The sequence below is a fragment of the uncultured Roseibium sp. genome (genome assembly GCF_963675095.2).
In the GTDB taxonomy this organism is placed as follows: domain Bacteria; phylum Pseudomonadota; class Alphaproteobacteria; order Rhizobiales; family Stappiaceae; genus Roseibium.
In genome coordinates, this window is sequence record NZ_CAXXSJ010000002.1 from 143,544 (window position 1) to 157,478 (window position 13,935).

General features: G+C 63.0%; 15 protein-coding genes, 1 tRNA gene and 1 pseudogene. 9 read left to right on the forward strand and 8 right to left on the reverse strand.

The window, feature by feature from the left end; translation table 11 throughout:
- Window positions 1–2: 2 nt before the first annotated feature.
- Entirely contained in the window at window positions 3–1,181 is a 1,179-nt protein-coding gene (locus tag ABIN98_RS00950) for an LptF/LptG family permease (protein WP_346906580.1), read from the reverse strand.
- 279 nt (window positions 1,182–1,460) lie between these two features.
- Between ABIN98_RS00950 and ABIN98_RS00955 the strand changes: the two genes are divergently transcribed.
- From ABIN98_RS00955 to ABIN98_RS00975, 5 genes are all read left to right on the forward strand, one after another.
- Window positions 1,461–2,957 (forward strand): leucyl aminopeptidase, encoded by a 1,497-nt coding sequence (locus tag ABIN98_RS00955; protein WP_346906582.1) that lies wholly within the window; start codon window positions 1,461–1,463, stop codon window positions 2,955–2,957.
- Between the two features lie 11 nt (window positions 2,958–2,968).
- Window positions 2,969–3,421: a DNA polymerase III subunit chi gene (locus ABIN98_RS00960; protein ID WP_346906584.1), complete on the forward strand. Its 453-nt coding sequence runs from the start codon at window positions 2,969–2,971 to the stop codon at window positions 3,419–3,421.
- Window positions 3,418–4,122, forward strand: a complete 705-nt coding sequence (locus ABIN98_RS00965) for a class I SAM-dependent methyltransferase (protein ID WP_346906586.1) — start codon at window positions 3,418–3,420, stop codon at window positions 4,120–4,122. The genes ABIN98_RS00960 and ABIN98_RS00965 overlap by 4 nt, the downstream gene beginning before the upstream one ends.
- A gap of 14 nt (window positions 4,123–4,136) precedes the next feature.
- Window positions 4,137–4,811 (forward strand): hypothetical protein, encoded by a 675-nt coding sequence (locus ABIN98_RS00970; protein ID WP_346906588.1) that lies wholly within the window; start codon window positions 4,137–4,139, stop codon window positions 4,809–4,811.
- 85 nt (window positions 4,812–4,896) lie between these two features.
- A complete protein-coding gene (locus ABIN98_RS00975; protein WP_346906590.1) occupies window positions 4,897–6,252 on the forward strand; it encodes a neutral/alkaline non-lysosomal ceramidase N-terminal domain-containing protein in 1,356 nt (451 codons plus the stop codon).
- 7 nt (window positions 6,253–6,259) lie between these two features.
- Here the strand turns inward: ABIN98_RS00975 and ABIN98_RS00980 are convergent.
- The 3 genes and pseudogenes from ABIN98_RS00980 to ABIN98_RS00990 all read right to left on the reverse strand — a co-directional run bounded on the left by ABIN98_RS00980 (window position 6,260) and on the right by ABIN98_RS00990 (window position 9,312).
- Window positions 6,260–8,156: pseudogene (locus ABIN98_RS00980) on the reverse strand (ABC-F family ATP-binding cassette domain-containing protein).
- Between the two features lie 80 nt (window positions 8,157–8,236).
- Entirely contained in the window at window positions 8,237–8,668 is a 432-nt protein-coding gene (locus ABIN98_RS00985; protein ID WP_346906592.1) for a YchJ family metal-binding protein, read from the reverse strand.
- Between the two features lie 125 nt (window positions 8,669–8,793).
- The gene (locus ABIN98_RS00990) at window positions 8,794–9,312 is read right to left on the reverse strand and encodes a DinB family protein (RefSeq protein ID WP_346906594.1); all 519 of its coding nucleotides are present in this window, start codon (window positions 9,310–9,312) and stop codon (window positions 8,794–8,796) included.
- A 124-nt stretch (window positions 9,313–9,436) separates the two neighbouring features.
- Between ABIN98_RS00990 and ndk the strand changes: the two genes are divergently transcribed.
- The gene (gene ndk / locus ABIN98_RS00995) at window positions 9,437–9,859 is read left to right on the forward strand and encodes a nucleoside-diphosphate kinase (RefSeq protein WP_346906686.1); all 423 of its coding nucleotides are present in this window, start codon (window positions 9,437–9,439) and stop codon (window positions 9,857–9,859) included.
- Window positions 9,860–9,913: 54 nt separating this feature from the next.
- Here the strand turns inward: ndk and ABIN98_RS01000 are convergent, their stop codons facing one another.
- Window positions 9,914–10,354, reverse strand: a complete 441-nt coding sequence (locus ABIN98_RS01000) for a thioesterase family protein (protein ID WP_346906596.1) — start codon at window positions 10,352–10,354, stop codon at window positions 9,914–9,916.
- A 132-nt stretch (window positions 10,355–10,486) separates the two neighbouring features.
- Here ABIN98_RS01000 and ABIN98_RS01005 point away from each other — a divergent pair, with 132 nt between their 5' ends.
- The 3 genes from ABIN98_RS01005 to ABIN98_RS01015 all read left to right on the forward strand — a co-directional run bounded on the left by ABIN98_RS01005 (window position 10,487) and on the right by ABIN98_RS01015 (window position 12,366).
- Window positions 10,487–11,128 carry a hemolysin III family protein gene (locus tag ABIN98_RS01005; protein ID WP_346906597.1) on the forward strand — a complete coding sequence of 214 codons (642 nt, stop codon included), beginning with the start codon at window positions 10,487–10,489 and terminating at the stop codon, window positions 11,126–11,128.
- A 137-nt stretch (window positions 11,129–11,265) separates the two neighbouring features.
- Window positions 11,266–12,198 carry a glycosyltransferase family 10 domain-containing protein gene (locus tag ABIN98_RS01010; RefSeq protein ID WP_346906599.1) on the forward strand — a complete coding sequence of 311 codons (933 nt, stop codon included), beginning with the start codon at window positions 11,266–11,268 and terminating at the stop codon, window positions 12,196–12,198.
- 92 nt (window positions 12,199–12,290) lie between these two features.
- Window positions 12,291–12,366: transfer RNA gene (locus ABIN98_RS01015), tRNA-Ala, on the forward strand.
- A 237-nt stretch (window positions 12,367–12,603) separates the two neighbouring features.
- Here the strand turns inward: ABIN98_RS01015 and ABIN98_RS01020 are convergent.
- The 3 genes from ABIN98_RS01020 to pgsA are packed head-to-tail and all read right to left on the reverse strand — an operon-like array spanning window position 12,604 to window position 13,911.
- Window positions 12,604–13,062, reverse strand: a complete 459-nt coding sequence (locus tag ABIN98_RS01020) for a molybdenum cofactor biosynthesis protein MoaE (RefSeq protein ID WP_346906601.1) — start codon at window positions 13,060–13,062, stop codon at window positions 12,604–12,606.
- A 1-nt stretch (window position 13,063) separates the two neighbouring features.
- A complete protein-coding gene (gene moaD, locus ABIN98_RS01025) occupies window positions 13,064–13,318 on the reverse strand; it encodes a molybdopterin converting factor subunit 1 (protein WP_346906603.1) in 255 nt (84 codons plus the stop codon).
- A gap of 5 nt (window positions 13,319–13,323) precedes the next feature.
- Entirely contained in the window at window positions 13,324–13,911 is a 588-nt protein-coding gene (pgsA, locus tag ABIN98_RS01030) for a CDP-diacylglycerol--glycerol-3-phosphate 3-phosphatidyltransferase (protein WP_346906605.1), read from the reverse strand.
- Window positions 13,912–13,935 lie beyond the last annotated feature (24 nt).

A 13,935-nucleotide genomic window follows, 5' to 3' on the forward strand; every position in this document is an offset into this window, starting at 1 on the left:
TGTCACGCCGCCCTTGCGCGGGCCTGCCGCACGCGCAGCTTGCGGACGGTTTCGCCGAAGCGGTCGAGGGCCCGCAGGGCCGGGTCCGGTATCCTGAGCGTGATGCCGCGCCAGTAAAGGAATGCATTGATCGCGATCCCGCCGAGCGGCACCGCGTAGAACAGCCACCACAGGTCGCCATTGTGGCGGTTTAGCCCGTAGACGGTGTAGCCGATCCCCTTGTAGGCCAGCGCGCCCCCGAACGCGAGCGCGAAGGCATAGAGCCGCGCCTGGCGGTGTGACTGCGTCTGCCCGGCGACGACGAGGCCGATCAGCACGTAGAGGATCGGATAGAGCCAGTCCGTCATGCGGCGATGGATCTCGCCGCGCAGCCAGGAGGGCAGGCCTTTTGCCACCCTGTCGTTCGGGTCGGGATAGAACAGGTCGACAGTATCGCGTTCCTGCGGATAGTAGAAATTGGCGGACTCCGCCGATCCGAACTGCGACAGCGAGATTGCGTAGGAATTGAAGCGGATAACGGAGATCGAGCCGTCCTCGGCACGCTTGTTCTGGACCTGGCCATTGGTCATGACCAGCACGTCGTTGCCGTTGATTTTGCCGACATTGCCGGATTGGGCGTAATAGATCAGCGATGTCTTCTCGTCGCGCGTGTCCGAAACCATGATGCCGCCGAGCACATTGCCGGGTAATCGCTTGTCGACATAGATGACAAGATTCTTGTCCAGTCGCGTGAACACACCCTCTTGCAGGAAATTCGCCAGCAGATCGCTTCGGAGCGATACGAGCACGTCGCGAAGGGCACGGCTTGTTCGCGGTTCGATGAAATGATTGGAGACGATGACATAGAGCCCGGCGATCAGGCCGATGATCAGCGCCGGCTTGGCGATCGTGCCGCGGGAGACCCCCGCGGCCGACATCACCGCCATTTCCGAATCGGAATTCATCGTCGTGAAGACCTGCACCAGCGCGATAACCACGGAGACCGGCAGTAGCAGCGACAGCAATTGCGGGGTCATCAGGACGATCGCCAGGCCGAATGAAGCCAGCGACTGCGCGGAAATCGTGGTGAAGTCGATGCGCGTCAGGATCTGCGTGACCCAGACGACGACCACCACGGCTACGAAGGTTCCGGCGGACAAAACGGCAATGCGGCCAAAGATGTAACGCTGCAGCGTATTCAATACGCGGTTCCTCGTATCGTCACTCTGCCGGCCCTTCCTGGCACGTCTTCCAACCACGCGCGGCGGATTCGGTAAATATTTCCGGCCCTGCGCAACCGGTCGTTAACAATATCGTCGCGCATGCTAAACTTTTGCGAAGGGACTTGGTTAATCATCCGTTGCCGCCGGGTTGCCCCCTTGCTATCGCCACAGCGAACGCCAAAATCAAGACGCAAGGCTTATCGGCCCCTAACCATTTCGTGAGCCGCCCAATTCAGGGCGCAAACCTGCGGGAAATCCATGACAGTTCTTCCAACCATTTCATTCTCCAAGATCTCCGCGCCGAAGAAAGGCACAGCCGTCATTCTCGTCGCAAAAGGCGGCAAAGCGCCGGCGATCGCCGCTGAAATTGACCCGTCCGGCAATATCGCCCGCGCGATGGATGTGTCGAAGTTCAAGGGCAAGTCGAAATCGGTGGTCGATATCGTCGCACCGGCCGGCGCATCGGTCGACCGCATCCTGGTCGTCGGGGTCGGCGAGGGCGATTCGGTCAAGGAAGGCGACTGGTCGGCGCTCGGCGGCACCGTGCGGGCGAAAACCGCATCCGACAAGAACCTCACAGTCATCCTGGACTGCGACGGCGTCGAGATTGCGCCGGACGCCGCCGCCGCTTTCGCGCAAGGGATGGTCCTGCGCGCCTACGATTTCGACAAATACAAGACGAAGAAGAAGGACGACGAGGACGGCGGCGACAAGCCGGCCGCGCAGAAGACGACGCTGATGGTGGACAGCCCGTCGGACTGCAAGAAGGTGTGGGCATCCGCCGAGGGCGTGGCGCGCGGCATCATGCTCGCCCGCGACCTCGTCAACGAGCCGGCAAACATCCTCGGCCCGGTGGAGTTCGCGGCGCGCGCCGAGGCGCTGTCGGCGCTCGGCGTCGAGATTGAGATCCTGACCGAGAAGGAAATGAAGAAGCTCGGCATGGGCGCGCTGCTCGGCGTTGCCCAGGGTTCGGTGCGTCCGCCGCGCCTCGTCGTGATGAAATGGAATGGCGGCAAGGCCAAGGACCAGCCGGTCGCCTTCATCGGCAAGGGCGTCGTCTTCGACACGGGCGGCATCTCGATCAAGCCGGCGGGCGGCATGGAGGACATGAAGGGTGACATGGGCGGCGCCGCAGCCGTCACCGGGCTGATGCACGCGCTTGCCGCGCGCAAGGCCAAGGCGAATGTCATCGGCATCATCGGCCTCGTCGAGAACATGCCGGACGGCAATGCACAGCGACCCGGCGACATCGTCACCTCCATGTCCGGACAGACGATCGAGGTGATCAACACCGACGCGGAAGGCCGGCTCGTCCTGTGCGACGCGCTCTGGTATTGCAAGGAGACCTTCAAGCCGAAATTCATGATCAACCTGGCGACCCTGACCGGCGCCATCCTGATCGCGCTCGGCCAGAACCGCGCCGGCCTCTTCTCCAATGACGACGAACTGGCCGGCCAGCTCTACGAAGCGGGCGAGGCCTCCGGCGACCGCGTGTGGCGCATGCCGATGGGACCGGAATACGACAAGATGATCGATTCCAAATTCGCCGACATGAAGAACGTCGGCGGCCGTCATGCCGGTTCGATCACCGCCGCCCAGTTCCTGAAGCGTTATGTCGGCGATGTGCCGTGGAGCCACCTCGACATCGCCGGCACCGCGATGGCGTCGCCCGCCAGCGACACCAACCAGTCCTGGGGCTCGGGCTACGGCGTGCGCCTACTCGACCGGCTCGTCGCCGATTACTACGAGAGCTGACAGAAGGAGCCATGGCCGAGATATTCTTCTATCACCTGACCGAATCGACTCTCGACGAAGCGTTGCCGACCTTGGTCGAGAAGTCGGTCGGCAGGGGGTGGAAGGCGACGATCCAGACCGGCCGGACAGAGACCCGCGACGCGCTCGACGGGCATCTGTGGACCTATCGCACCGAGACATTCCTGGCGCATGGCCGTGACGGCGACGAGCGGCCCGAAGACCAGCCCGTCTTCCTGACCGTGTCGCCCGATAATCCGAACGGCGCGCAGATCCGCTTTATCGTCGACGGCGCGGAGCCGCCGGCAGATCTGTCCGTTTACGAGCGCATCGTCCTGATGTTCGACGGTCTCGACGAGCAGGCGGTCGCGGCGGCGCGCGGCCACTGGAAGGGCTTGAAGGCGGCAGGCCACGCGCTCACCTATTACCAGCAACGTAATGATGGGGGCTGGGAGCGCGCCGCATGACGATCGAAGACGAAAAATCCCTGCGTGACCGCCAGGCGGCAAACCGCAGTGCGGTGGATGCGCTCGAGGAAGGTTCCAGCCACACCGCCCCCGAGCGCAAGGCCTTCTTCAAGGACGTCTATCGCCGCGCCGAAGGCGATCCGGGCATGGTGCCTTGGGCCGATCTGGCCGCCAAGGCGAAGCTGCATGAATGGCTGGTGCGCCACAAGGGCGGCGGGACACTGACCGCCATCGATATTGCTTGCGGTCTCGGCGATAACGCCGAAGCGCTCGCCGAGGCCGGCTATGTCACGACGGCCTTCGACCTGTCCGACCACGCCATCCGCTGGGCGCAGAAACGCTTTCCCGAGTCGCCGGTGACCTACACGACGGCCGATCTGTTCGATTTGCCGGAGGAATGGCGCGGCGCCTTCGATCTCGTCAATGAGTGCTACACGCTGCAGTCGCTTTCGCCCGACATGCTGGACGAGACGGCGGGCGCCGTCGCTTCGCTGGTGAAGCCGGGCGGCCGGTTGCTGGTCTATGCGCGCTGGCGCGAGGACGGCGCGGAAGCCAGCGGCCCGCCATGGCCGCTTGAAAAATCGCGTCTGCATGTCTTCGCCGGCCTCGGTTTCGAGCTGGAGGACGAAGACCTTTTCACCCTCGACCGGCCCGGCCGCAAGGTTCCTCACAGCTTCGCCGTCTGGCGCAGGGCCGGGTAGGGGACGGATCATCGATGCGGTTTATCGGGTTGATCCTGTTGCTTGCCGGTCTGGCCGTCGCCTTCGGCGAGCGGGCGTTGGGCTATCCGTTTGGCGAATTCTATATCGGCCGCTACCACGCAGTATCGTCGGCGCGAAACTTCAACCCGATCCTTGTCACCATGCGCGAGGACTACGCGCCACTCGGTGTGTCCCTGGAAGTGAGGCCCCGCGCCGGCGCGTATGACGCCGGGGGCGAATCCGTCCTGACGCTGCATGTGTCCGATCCGGACGGCCAGGTGACGGACCAGACTTTGAGGATTTCCCCAAAGACGGCCTATATGCGTGACGATGGCACGATGCTGCTGGAGAATTCGCTGACCGTCGATCCGTTGAAATCGGGCGTCTACACTTTTCAACTCGGCGACGGTGAGCGGGACGATCTCGGCATTTCCGAGATTGTTCTTACCCTCAAGGGACACGCTGGCGCCTTCTCCCTCGAATCGCGGCCTGTCGGTTACACGCTGATCGTCGCAGGGTGCGTTTTCTATCTGATCGGCGGCCGGCGGCGGCGCGGCAAGGGAAAGCAGGCCAAGGATGACCGTCCCTCGAAGACCTCCTCCATCGGTTATCGGCAGACGGCACCCGAACAGGAGCCGCAAAAGCGCCAGCCGGACATCACCTGGGGCCGCGACGGCGACAGGGACTGAGGCGAGCGATGGCCGGCGGATTGTTCATGAAGACGGGAAGCGGGGACGGCGGCCAGTGACTGCAAATCGAGCGGGAATTCCGGCTATGGCGCGCAAGCCTTGGTACCGAAAAAAGCGCTACGTCATTCCGATTTTGCTGGTCGTACTGGCCGTCGTCGCGATCGGCCCGTGGCCGGCGGACAACACGCCCTACGCGGAGGCCGGCTATTTCGCCGAGACCGCCGCCCGCATTGTTCCGCCGTCGTCGGCAAGCGGGCAACTGCGCGCAGGCTATGCGGAAATCGACATCACCCCGCCAATTGGTCACCAACTGGCGGGGTTCAACAGCCGCGATCCCTTCGAATCCGATTCGCTTTTATCGCGATGCTTCGTCCGGGCGCTGACGCTTTCGGTCGGTGAGGTCGAGGTCACAATTCTCGCCGTCGATCTGCTGCTGGTGAACGACCCCGTCGCCCGCGCGGTGCTGGAGAAAAGCGGCCTGAAGGCGGGCGATGTCTTCTTCACCGCCACCCACACCCATGGCGGACCCGGCCAGTGGGGCGGCCACCCGATCGAGGAGATTATCATCGGCGATTTCGACGCCGCATATGCAGACAGGCTCGCCGCCGATATCGCCGCAGCCGTCACCGCTTCGCGCAAGGAACTGGTGCCAGTCGAGGTGGGGCTCGCGACGGCCGATGCTCCGGACGGACAGGTCAACCGCATCGACCCCGGCCGCGATACATTCAACCAGCTGTCGGCGCTGCTGTTTCGCCGCGCGGACGCGCCGGATGCGCCGCCTCTGGCCGCGCTGGTCAGCTACGGCGCCCATGCGACGGTCTCCGGCCATCGCAGCAACGCGATCAGCGCCGACTATCCCGGCGGGCTGGTCGATCGTCTCCGCGAGACGACCGGAACGGAGCATGTGATGTTCGCAGCCGGGACGGTCGGGGATGCGTCGCCGCAAAGGCCGGAAGCGGCAACACCGGAGGAAAGTGCGGTGAAGCTCGGCGAACGCCTTGCGGATGAGCTGGTGGAGCCGATCGCCTCGGCCGGGTTTCAACCGAACGTCACCCTTGCGAACGACTATTTGGCGGTGAACCTGCCGGAAGTTCGGGTGCCGGTGACGGCAGACTTGCGTCTCAGCCCGGTTTCCACGCGCTGGATCGGGCCGGAGCGGTCCCACCTGCATGTGCTGAGGGTGGGGCCGGCACTGCTGATCGGCTTCCCGGGCGACTATGCTGGCCAGCTCGGTATCCGGCTTGCGGGCGAACTGGCGGGATCAGGCGTAACCGCGATACCGACGAGCTTCAATGGCGACTATCTGGGTTATCTCGTTTCCAACCGGGATTTCTACGACGCGCCGAAATACGAGACACGGGTGATGAATTTCTACGGTCCCTGGCTCGGACCTTATCTCAATGACCTCGCCGGACGGATGGCGCGCGAGACACTGCAGTAGCGCTGCGTCAGGCGTCCGCCATCGCCTCTTCATATTCGGCGGACAGTTCCATCCAGCTCTCTTCCCATTCGGCGATGCGGCTTTCGAGATAGCCGCGCTTCTTCGACAGCTCGATCACCTTGTCGGCATCGTCCAGCGTCTCCGGACGGGTCATGTCCGTCTCGATGGCCTTGATCTCTTTCTGGGCCTTGTCGATCCGCGACTCGAAATCCTGGATCTTCTTCTTCAGCGGCGCGTATTCCTGCCTCCGCGCGGCGGCCTGTTTGCGCTTCTCCTTGCCCGAGAGCTGCGGCCCGCCCGACGTTGCATCGCCATTGTCCGCCGAGCCGGATTTGACCGGCCCTTTCAGGATCAGCTTGCGATAGGCTTCCAGATCATCGTCATAGGGTTGGACGCCCCCGCCATGCACCAGCCACAGCCGCTCGACACAGGCTTCGATCAGGTACCGGTCGTGGCTGATCAGGATGACCGCGCCCTTGTAGTCGTTCAGCGCCTCGGCCAGCGCCGAGCGGCTGTCGATATCGAGGTGGTTCGTCGGTTCGTCGAGGATCAGCAGATGCGGTGCGTCGAAGGTGACAAGACCGATCAGCAGCCGCGCGCGCTCGCCGCCCGACAGATCCTTCGCCTTGGTGTTCATGCGGTCGCCGCCGAGGCCGATCTGGGCGACGCGCGCGCGCACTTTCGATTCGGGTTGGTCCGGCATCAGCGCCCGGACATGCTCATAGGGCGTCTGTTCCGGCACGAGATCGTCGAGTTGGTGCTGCGCAAACATTGCGATACGCAGCTTGTCGGCACGGGTGACCCTGCCGCCCATCGGTTTCAACCGATTGGCGACGAGCTTGGCGAAGGTTGACTTGCCGTTGCCATTGGCGCCGAGCAACGCGATCCGGTCGTCATTGTCGATGCGCAGATCGAGATGCTGCAGGATCGGCTTGCCTTCGACATAGCCTGCGGAAACGCCTTCCATCGCGATGATCGGCGAGGACGGCTGGCGTTCGGGCGAGGGTAGGCGGATCGGCTGCACGTCGCTGTCGATCGCGATGTCGATCTGCGCCATCTTCTCAAGCGCCTTCAGGCGGCTTTGCGCCTGCCGCGCCTTCGACGCCTTGGCCCGGAAGCGCTCGACGAAGGCTTCCATGTGCTTGCGCTTGGCGGCCTGCTTCTCCGCCATCTTGGTTGCCTGCATCAGCCGTTCGGCGCGGGGTGCGCGCGAACTGGTCGTAATTGCCGCGATAGAAGGTCAGCTTGCGGTTTTCCAGATGCAGGATCGCATTGGTCGTCGAATTCAGAAGGTCGCGGTCATGGCTGATAATGACGACGGTGTGCGGGTAGCGCTGCACGTAGTTTTCCAGCCACAGCGTGCCTTCGAGATCGAGATAGTTGGTCGGCTCGTCGAGCATCAGCAGGTCGGGCTGGGAAAACAGCACCGCGGCGAGCGCGACGCGCATCCGCCATCCGCCGGAAAACGACGAGCAGGGCATCGCCTGCGCCTGCGCATCGAAGCCGAGCCCGTTGAGGATCGCGCCGGCTCGCGCCTCGGCCGAATGGGCGTCGATATCGGTGAGCCGGATATGGATTGCGGCGATGCGATCGGGATCGGTCGCCGTCTCGGCTTCCTCCAGCAGCGCGGTGCGCTCCGTGTCGGCGGCGAGCACTACCTCGAGCAGCGTCTGCTCGGTGCCGGGCGCCTCCTGCGCGACCTGGCCGATCCGCAATCCCTTCGGCAGTTCGATGGAGCCGCTTTCCGGAGCCAGCTCGCCCGTCATCATCTTGAACAGCGTCGTCTTGCCCGTGCCGTTGCGGCCGACGAGACCGACTTTCATTCCCTCGGGCACGACGGCGCTGGCGCCTTCGAACAGAGGGCGGCCCATCATGCGGAATGTGAGATCGGAGATTTGCAGCATGGCGGGCTTGTGGCCGAAAGCCGGTGGAATCGCAAGCCGGAGGGTCCGCTAAAAAACGGACCGCGCCCCATCGAACGGCACTACCCTCCCTTCACCGACCTCAGCAGCGCCAGGGCCTGATTTTCCGAAACTGCAGAGACATAGTACCAGCGGCCCTTCTTCTTGCGGAAGGCGCTGTTTTCGCGGTGTTCGGCGACGCTGCCCCCGTCCAGCGATCGCGCGATGAACAGCACCATGCCGCGCGTGTCATCCGGGCCACCGGCCTCGGTACGCAGGATTTCCAGACCAATCCATTGCTTGGTCTCTGCCCATTCGGCCAGTCCCGTAACGTCGAGGCTCTTCTGCAGCTTCGGCCACAGGGTTTCCTTCAGATAGGCGATGTCGCGGCGCACGAACGCTGAATAGCGCGAGCGCATCAACTCTTCAGCCGTCTCTGGCTGTTCGTTGCGCGACAGGAAGCGCCCGCAACATGCCTCGAAGGTCTTGCCGGACTGGCAGGGGCAGGTGGGCATGGAAGGTCTGCGATCCGATTAAACAGTCATGCCGGGCTTGTGGCCGACGCCCGGCGGAATCGCAACGCATTCCGGGCGCCATCGAAACGATTGCCGGTGATGCGCGGTCTCGGGCGATTGCTGGATCAAGCGAACTCCTTGCCCTCATCCGATCGCAGGAAATAGATCAGGTCGAGCGACGGCGGTTCGTGGCCCAGCACCGACAGGATCATATGCGCGTGCCCGCGGTGATGGGTCTGGTGGTTGAAGAAGTGTGCCAGGGCGGGGGCAAGGGGCTGGGTCACTTCCTTCGGATTTGTAACCGGCACGTAGGAGAACAACCCCTCCAGCGTCTCCTCGTCCAGCGTGTCGACCCAGTCGGCGATACGATCGTCCATGGCGCCGCGCTCGCGGCGCAAATCGCCGAAATGCGGATGCGGCAAATCGCTCAGGACCTTGTGCGTTTCGCCGGTGCCAGTGAAGCGATTCATCCAGATCCGGTCGGCGACGAGGATGTGGTTGAGCGTACCGCACATCGAGCCGAAAAAGGCGCGCACGTCGCGTTCCCATTCCTCGTCTGAGAGCAGTTCCGCCGCGTCGTAGAGCCGTCCATTGGCCCAGCGGTTATAGGCGGCGAACATGCGGTAGTGGCGTATTCCGTCCATTGGTCATCCCCTCTTGGGCGGGCCGCGGCAGGATGCCGAGGGCCCCTTGGCAAGCGCAATGCGGGCGGCTATAGACCGCCCGAATTCCGTTTTCTCCCCCTATCACGACCAAGAGGACTATCCCATGGCCATCGAGCGCACCTTTTCCATGATCAAGCCGGACGCCACCGCGCGCAACCTGACCGGTGCGATCACCCAGATGCTTGAGGAGGCCGGCCTGCGCGTCGTCGCGTCCCGTCGCGTCTGGATGAGCCAGCGCCAGGCGGAAGCCTTCTACGCCGTCCACAAGGAGCGCCCCTTCTTCGGCGAACTGACCGAGTTCATGTCGTCCGGCCCGACCGTCGTCCAGGTGCTGGAAGGCGAGAACGCCATCGCGAAGAACCGAGAAGTCATGGGCGCCACCAACCCGGCCGACGCCGCAGAAGGCACGATCCGCAAGCGCTTCGCCAACTCCATCGGCGAGAATTCCGTGCACGGCTCCGACGCCCCGGAAACCGCGGCCGAAGAAATCGCCTTCTGGTTCGCCGGCTGCGATATCGTCGGCTAAGCCGCGCGACGCAGTTTCAAGACTTCGAAAACCGGGCCTTCGTGCCCGGTTTTTTCATGTCTCCGTGACGAGGAGCAGTTCCGCGAACATGGCCCGTGCTTGATCGGGCAGGGGCTGCGACTTGCGAGTCGTTGAATTGGTCAGAACGACGGTGCTGTCGGCCGTCGAACAGCAAATTCCGTCCTTGAAGATTGCCTGGCGAAAAGCCACGGAGGACGTTCCGATTCGGGCCGCGCCAGTGCCGATAACGACATCGCCCGGCCAGGTCATCTCGGTCAGGTAGTCTATGGTGATACGCACCAGCGAGAAGTGGCAGCCTTCGGGCGGCATATTGAGCGCGGTATCGTAGAGGATCGGCACACGCCCGGCCTCGAACATTGTCGAGTAGACCGCGTTGTTCACATGGCCGGCCTGATCGTGATCGGCGTAACGCAATGTCTGAACCGCTTGCGCGGGGAAAGCTTCGAAGGGAAGGAGTTCGGCGCGATCAGCCATGGAAGTCTCCGTTTGTACTCCGCTAGCCATTTAGCCGATTGTGCGATGCGACAAAACGCCTTCATCAAGCTTTAACACACACCTGCTGCAATTCCCGGTGTAGGATTTATCGAGGCTTGGCGGAAAAGTGAGATGACCTACCCGGACTATACACGCGCAGAACGGATCGCCGACGGGATCATCCACGTCGTCGGCATAACCGCGAGCGTGATAGCCGTCATCGCCGTCCTGATCGCCGCGATCCCGACCCTTGATGTCTTCTCCACCACCGCGCTCGCGATTTACGGCGTCACGGTCGTGACGTTGTTCAGCGTTTCCGCCGCCTACCACATGGTTTCTCATGCGGACGTGAAGGCGGTTCTGCGAAAGTGCGATCAGGCAGCCATTTTCTTCAAGATCGCAGGCACTTACACGCCTTTGGTGATTCTGATCGGCAGCGCCTTTTCCTATGGCGTGCTGGCCTTCGTATGGGCGGCCGCGATCTTCGGTGCCATCGGCAAGTTCGCATTCGGCCACCGGCTGGAAGGCGTCACGGTGGCCATCTTCCTGGTGCTCGGATGGGCGAGCGTCACGCTCGCCTGGCCGATCTTCGCCACCATGCCGGTCGTCGTCTCCATGCTGATCCTCGCCGGCGGATTGCTCTACTCGATCGGCGTCATTTTCCACGTCTGGAACGGATTGAAATATCAGAACGCCATCTGGCACGGCTTCGTGCTCGCGGCGTCCTGTTGCCATTTCATCGCGGTGACGACGGGAACCTTCACGCTCGCCTGACCAGGCCTGTCGTCCGGACCCCTGACAATCCGCGGCTGCGCCAATTCTTGCCGGGAATTCACCGATTGGGGCCTGATTTCACGCATCGGGCCTGATATGCCCGCAGCGTCGGAGCAAGCGAGGGGACGAATTCTGGTATGATCAGCTGGCCAGTTTCCCAAATTCGCAGGGAAGGCGGCGAAAAGCCCCTGATCCTGTTCTACAATAACTTCTTCGCAGAGCCTCCGCCCATACCGTCTTCTCCTTGCGCTGATCAATGCGAGTTCACCACGGACCGCCGGGCCCTGTCGAAGGCCGCCGCCGTGGTCTTCCATATCCCGAACCGGCGCCCGCGCATGCCCCTGTTCAAGCGCCGCGGCCAGCTCTGGGTGGCGTGGTCGATGGAGAGCGAGGTCAACTATCCCCAGTTGGCCGACCCGGCTTTCATGCGGCGCTTCGACCTGACGATGACCTACAAGCGATCCTCCGACATCTGGTATCCCTATCTTCCGGGCGCAACCGAATTCGCACAGGCGATTTCGGGGCCGGTCGCCGCCAAGACGGCGGATGCGCCGGTCGTGATGTTCCAGTCGGCAACAATCGACCGGAGCGGGCGAAACGACTATGCGGCCGAATTGATGAAGCATATCGACGTCCATTCCTATGGCCGCATTCACAACAATCGGCAGATCCCGATCGAGGATCAGGGACACGCGACCAAGCAGGCCATGATCGGCGCCTACAAGTTCTGTATCGGCTTCGAGAACTCGATCGACGTCGATTACGTGACGGAAAAGTTATTCCAGCCATTCCTCGCGGGGTCGGTACCGGTCTATCTCGGCGCGCCCAATGTGGCCGATTTCGCGCCCGGCGATCACGCCTATATCGATGTGTCGGACTTCTCCGGCCCGCGCGAACTCGCGGAATACCTCGTCTCGCTCGATCGGGACGACGAGGCCTATGGCCGTTACTTCAACTGGCGAAACCGCGAACTGAACGCCGGGTTCCGGCAAATGCTGTCGGATACGTCGGAACATCCGTTCTGCCGGCTATGCCGGGTTGTTGCCGCGCGCGTCGCCGAAGCGGCCTGAGCGCCTGCCATCGGGCGGCTTGGTCCGGTAAAAAATGTCTCCGCCCTCTGGACAAATCGGGCCGATTACATCAGTTATCGTCGCCGATTGATGGGGTCGTAGCTCAGTTGGGAGAGCGCGTCGTTCGCAATGACGAGGTCAGGGGTTCGATTCCCCTCGGCTCCACCAAGTTCTCGCTTCAAGCTGTCCCCTCGGACTTTGCTCTCTGATTGCTGCACAGCACCGGTTGTTCAAGTCTGGCCGCGACTGATCATTCAGCCGCTACCGCTTTCGCTTCAGCCATCTGACAAGGTAGAAAACCAGTGGTGCCGCGCAGACAGCAGCGATCACAAGCTTGGTCGCAAGATCGCTGTCGTCAAATCCGTGTGGGATTACCAGCACGTGGAAGGTCTCCCCGCCGCTTCGCTACCACCGCTCCGCCGCCGCGTCGTCGGAATCCTTCGCCTCGACCCAGCCGCCTTCGCTGCCGTCCTTGCGGTGTTCCTTCTTCCAGAAGGGTGCCCCCGTCTTCAGGAAATCCATCATGAAATCCGCCGCCTCGAAAGCGGCCTGCCGATGCGATGAGGCGGCGACGACGAGGACGATGTTTTCGCCCGGCGCGATTTTGCCATGGCGGTGGATGACGGTCAGGCCCGTCACCGGCCAGCGCGCGATCGCCTGCCTGGCGATGCGGGTGATCTCGGCCTCGGCCATGCCGGGATAGTGTTCCAGCTCAAGGGCATTGAGCGTGCCGTTCTCGTCGCGGCAAAGCCCCGTAAACGTCACCACCGCGCCGACGTCCGCCCGTCCTTCGGTCAGGCGTGCACTCTCGGCGGCGGCGTCGAAATCCTGCCCCTGCACGCGGATGACGGGCTCGACGGCCACCTCAGCCCCCGGTCATCGGCGGGAAGAGGGCGATCTCGCGCGGGCTCCCAAGCGCTTCGCCATGTTCGACCTGTTCCTGGTCGACGGCGATCCGGATGGCGTTGTCCATCGCCAGCGCCGCCTCGTAATTCTCGCCGCGCGTCTTCATCCATGACAGCAGGTCGGCGCCGGTCTTCACGGTGGCGGGAAGGTCGACCTCTTCCTCGGTAACGCCGATGCGCTCGCGCACCCAGGCGAAATAGACCAGTTTCGTCATGGCGCTCACTCGTCCTCGATTACGTGTTTCAGCCCGGACCGGAAATAGTCCCATCCCGTATAGAGCGTGACGATCGCCGAAATCCACAGCAGCACATGGCCCATCTCGGTGGTGTAGGGCACGATCTTGTCGCCGGCGGGACCGGCCAGCAGAAATCCGATGGCGACGAGCTGGATCGCCGTCTTCCATTTGGCGAGCCACGTCACCGGCACGCTCACCTCAAGCGAGGCGAGATATTCGCGCAGGCCCGAGACTAGGATCTCGCGGCACAGGATGATGACGCCCGCCCACAGGCTCCAGCCGGCGATCGACCCTTCGGCCGCGAGCAGCAACAGAACGACCGAGACGACCAGCTTGTCGGCGATCGGATCGAGCATGCGGCCGATATTCGAGGTCTGCTTCCATTTGCGCGCCAGATAGCCGTCGAGAAAGTCTGTCAGGCTGGCAACCACGAAGATCGCGAACGACAGCCACCGTGCGAAATCGCTCGATTGCAGCCGGCCTTCGAGAAAGAAGCAGACGACAATCAGCGGCACCGCGAGAATGCGGGCATAGGTCAGGATATTCGGCAGGTTATATGCGTTGCGGGCCATTATCTGTGACAACCACCGGAAGGA

Bases quoted from the DNA above. Each gene is read 5' to 3' on its own strand.
- ABIN98_RS00955 (WP_346906582.1), top strand. From the start codon at position 1,461: ATGACAGTTCTTCCAACCATTTCATTCTCCAAGATCTCCGCGCCGAAG.
- ABIN98_RS00960 (WP_346906584.1), top strand. From the start codon at position 2,969: ATGGCCGAGATATTCTTCTATCACCTGACCGAATCGACTCTCGACGAA.
- ABIN98_RS00965 (WP_346906586.1), top strand. From the start codon at position 3,418: ATGACGATCGAAGACGAAAAATCCCTGCGTGACCGCCAGGCGGCAAAC.
- ABIN98_RS00970 (WP_346906588.1), top strand. From the start codon at position 4,137: ATGCGGTTTATCGGGTTGATCCTGTTGCTTGCCGGTCTGGCCGTCGCC.
- ABIN98_RS00975 (WP_346906590.1), top strand. From the start codon at position 4,897: ATGGCGCGCAAGCCTTGGTACCGAAAAAAGCGCTACGTCATTCCGATT.
- ABIN98_RS00985 (WP_346906592.1), bottom strand. From the start codon at position 8,668: ATGCCCACCTGCCCCTGCCAGTCCGGCAAGACCTTCGAGGCATGTTGC.
- ABIN98_RS00990 (WP_346906594.1), bottom strand. From the start codon at position 9,312: ATGGACGGAATACGCCACTACCGCATGTTCGCCGCCTATAACCGCTGG.
- ndk (WP_346906686.1), top strand. From the start codon at position 9,437: ATGGCCATCGAGCGCACCTTTTCCATGATCAAGCCGGACGCCACCGCG.
- ABIN98_RS01000 (WP_346906596.1), bottom strand. From the start codon at position 10,354: ATGGCTGATCGCGCCGAACTCCTTCCCTTCGAAGCTTTCCCCGCGCAA.
- ABIN98_RS01005 (WP_346906597.1), top strand. From the start codon at position 10,487: ATGACCTACCCGGACTATACACGCGCAGAACGGATCGCCGACGGGATC.
- ABIN98_RS01010 (WP_346906599.1), top strand. From the start codon at position 11,266: ATGATCAGCTGGCCAGTTTCCCAAATTCGCAGGGAAGGCGGCGAAAAG.
- moaD (WP_346906603.1), bottom strand. From the start codon at position 13,318: ATGACGAAACTGGTCTATTTCGCCTGGGTGCGCGAGCGCATCGGCGTT.
- pgsA (WP_346906605.1), bottom strand. From the start codon at position 13,911: ATGGCCCGCAACGCATATAACCTGCCGAATATCCTGACCTATGCCCGC.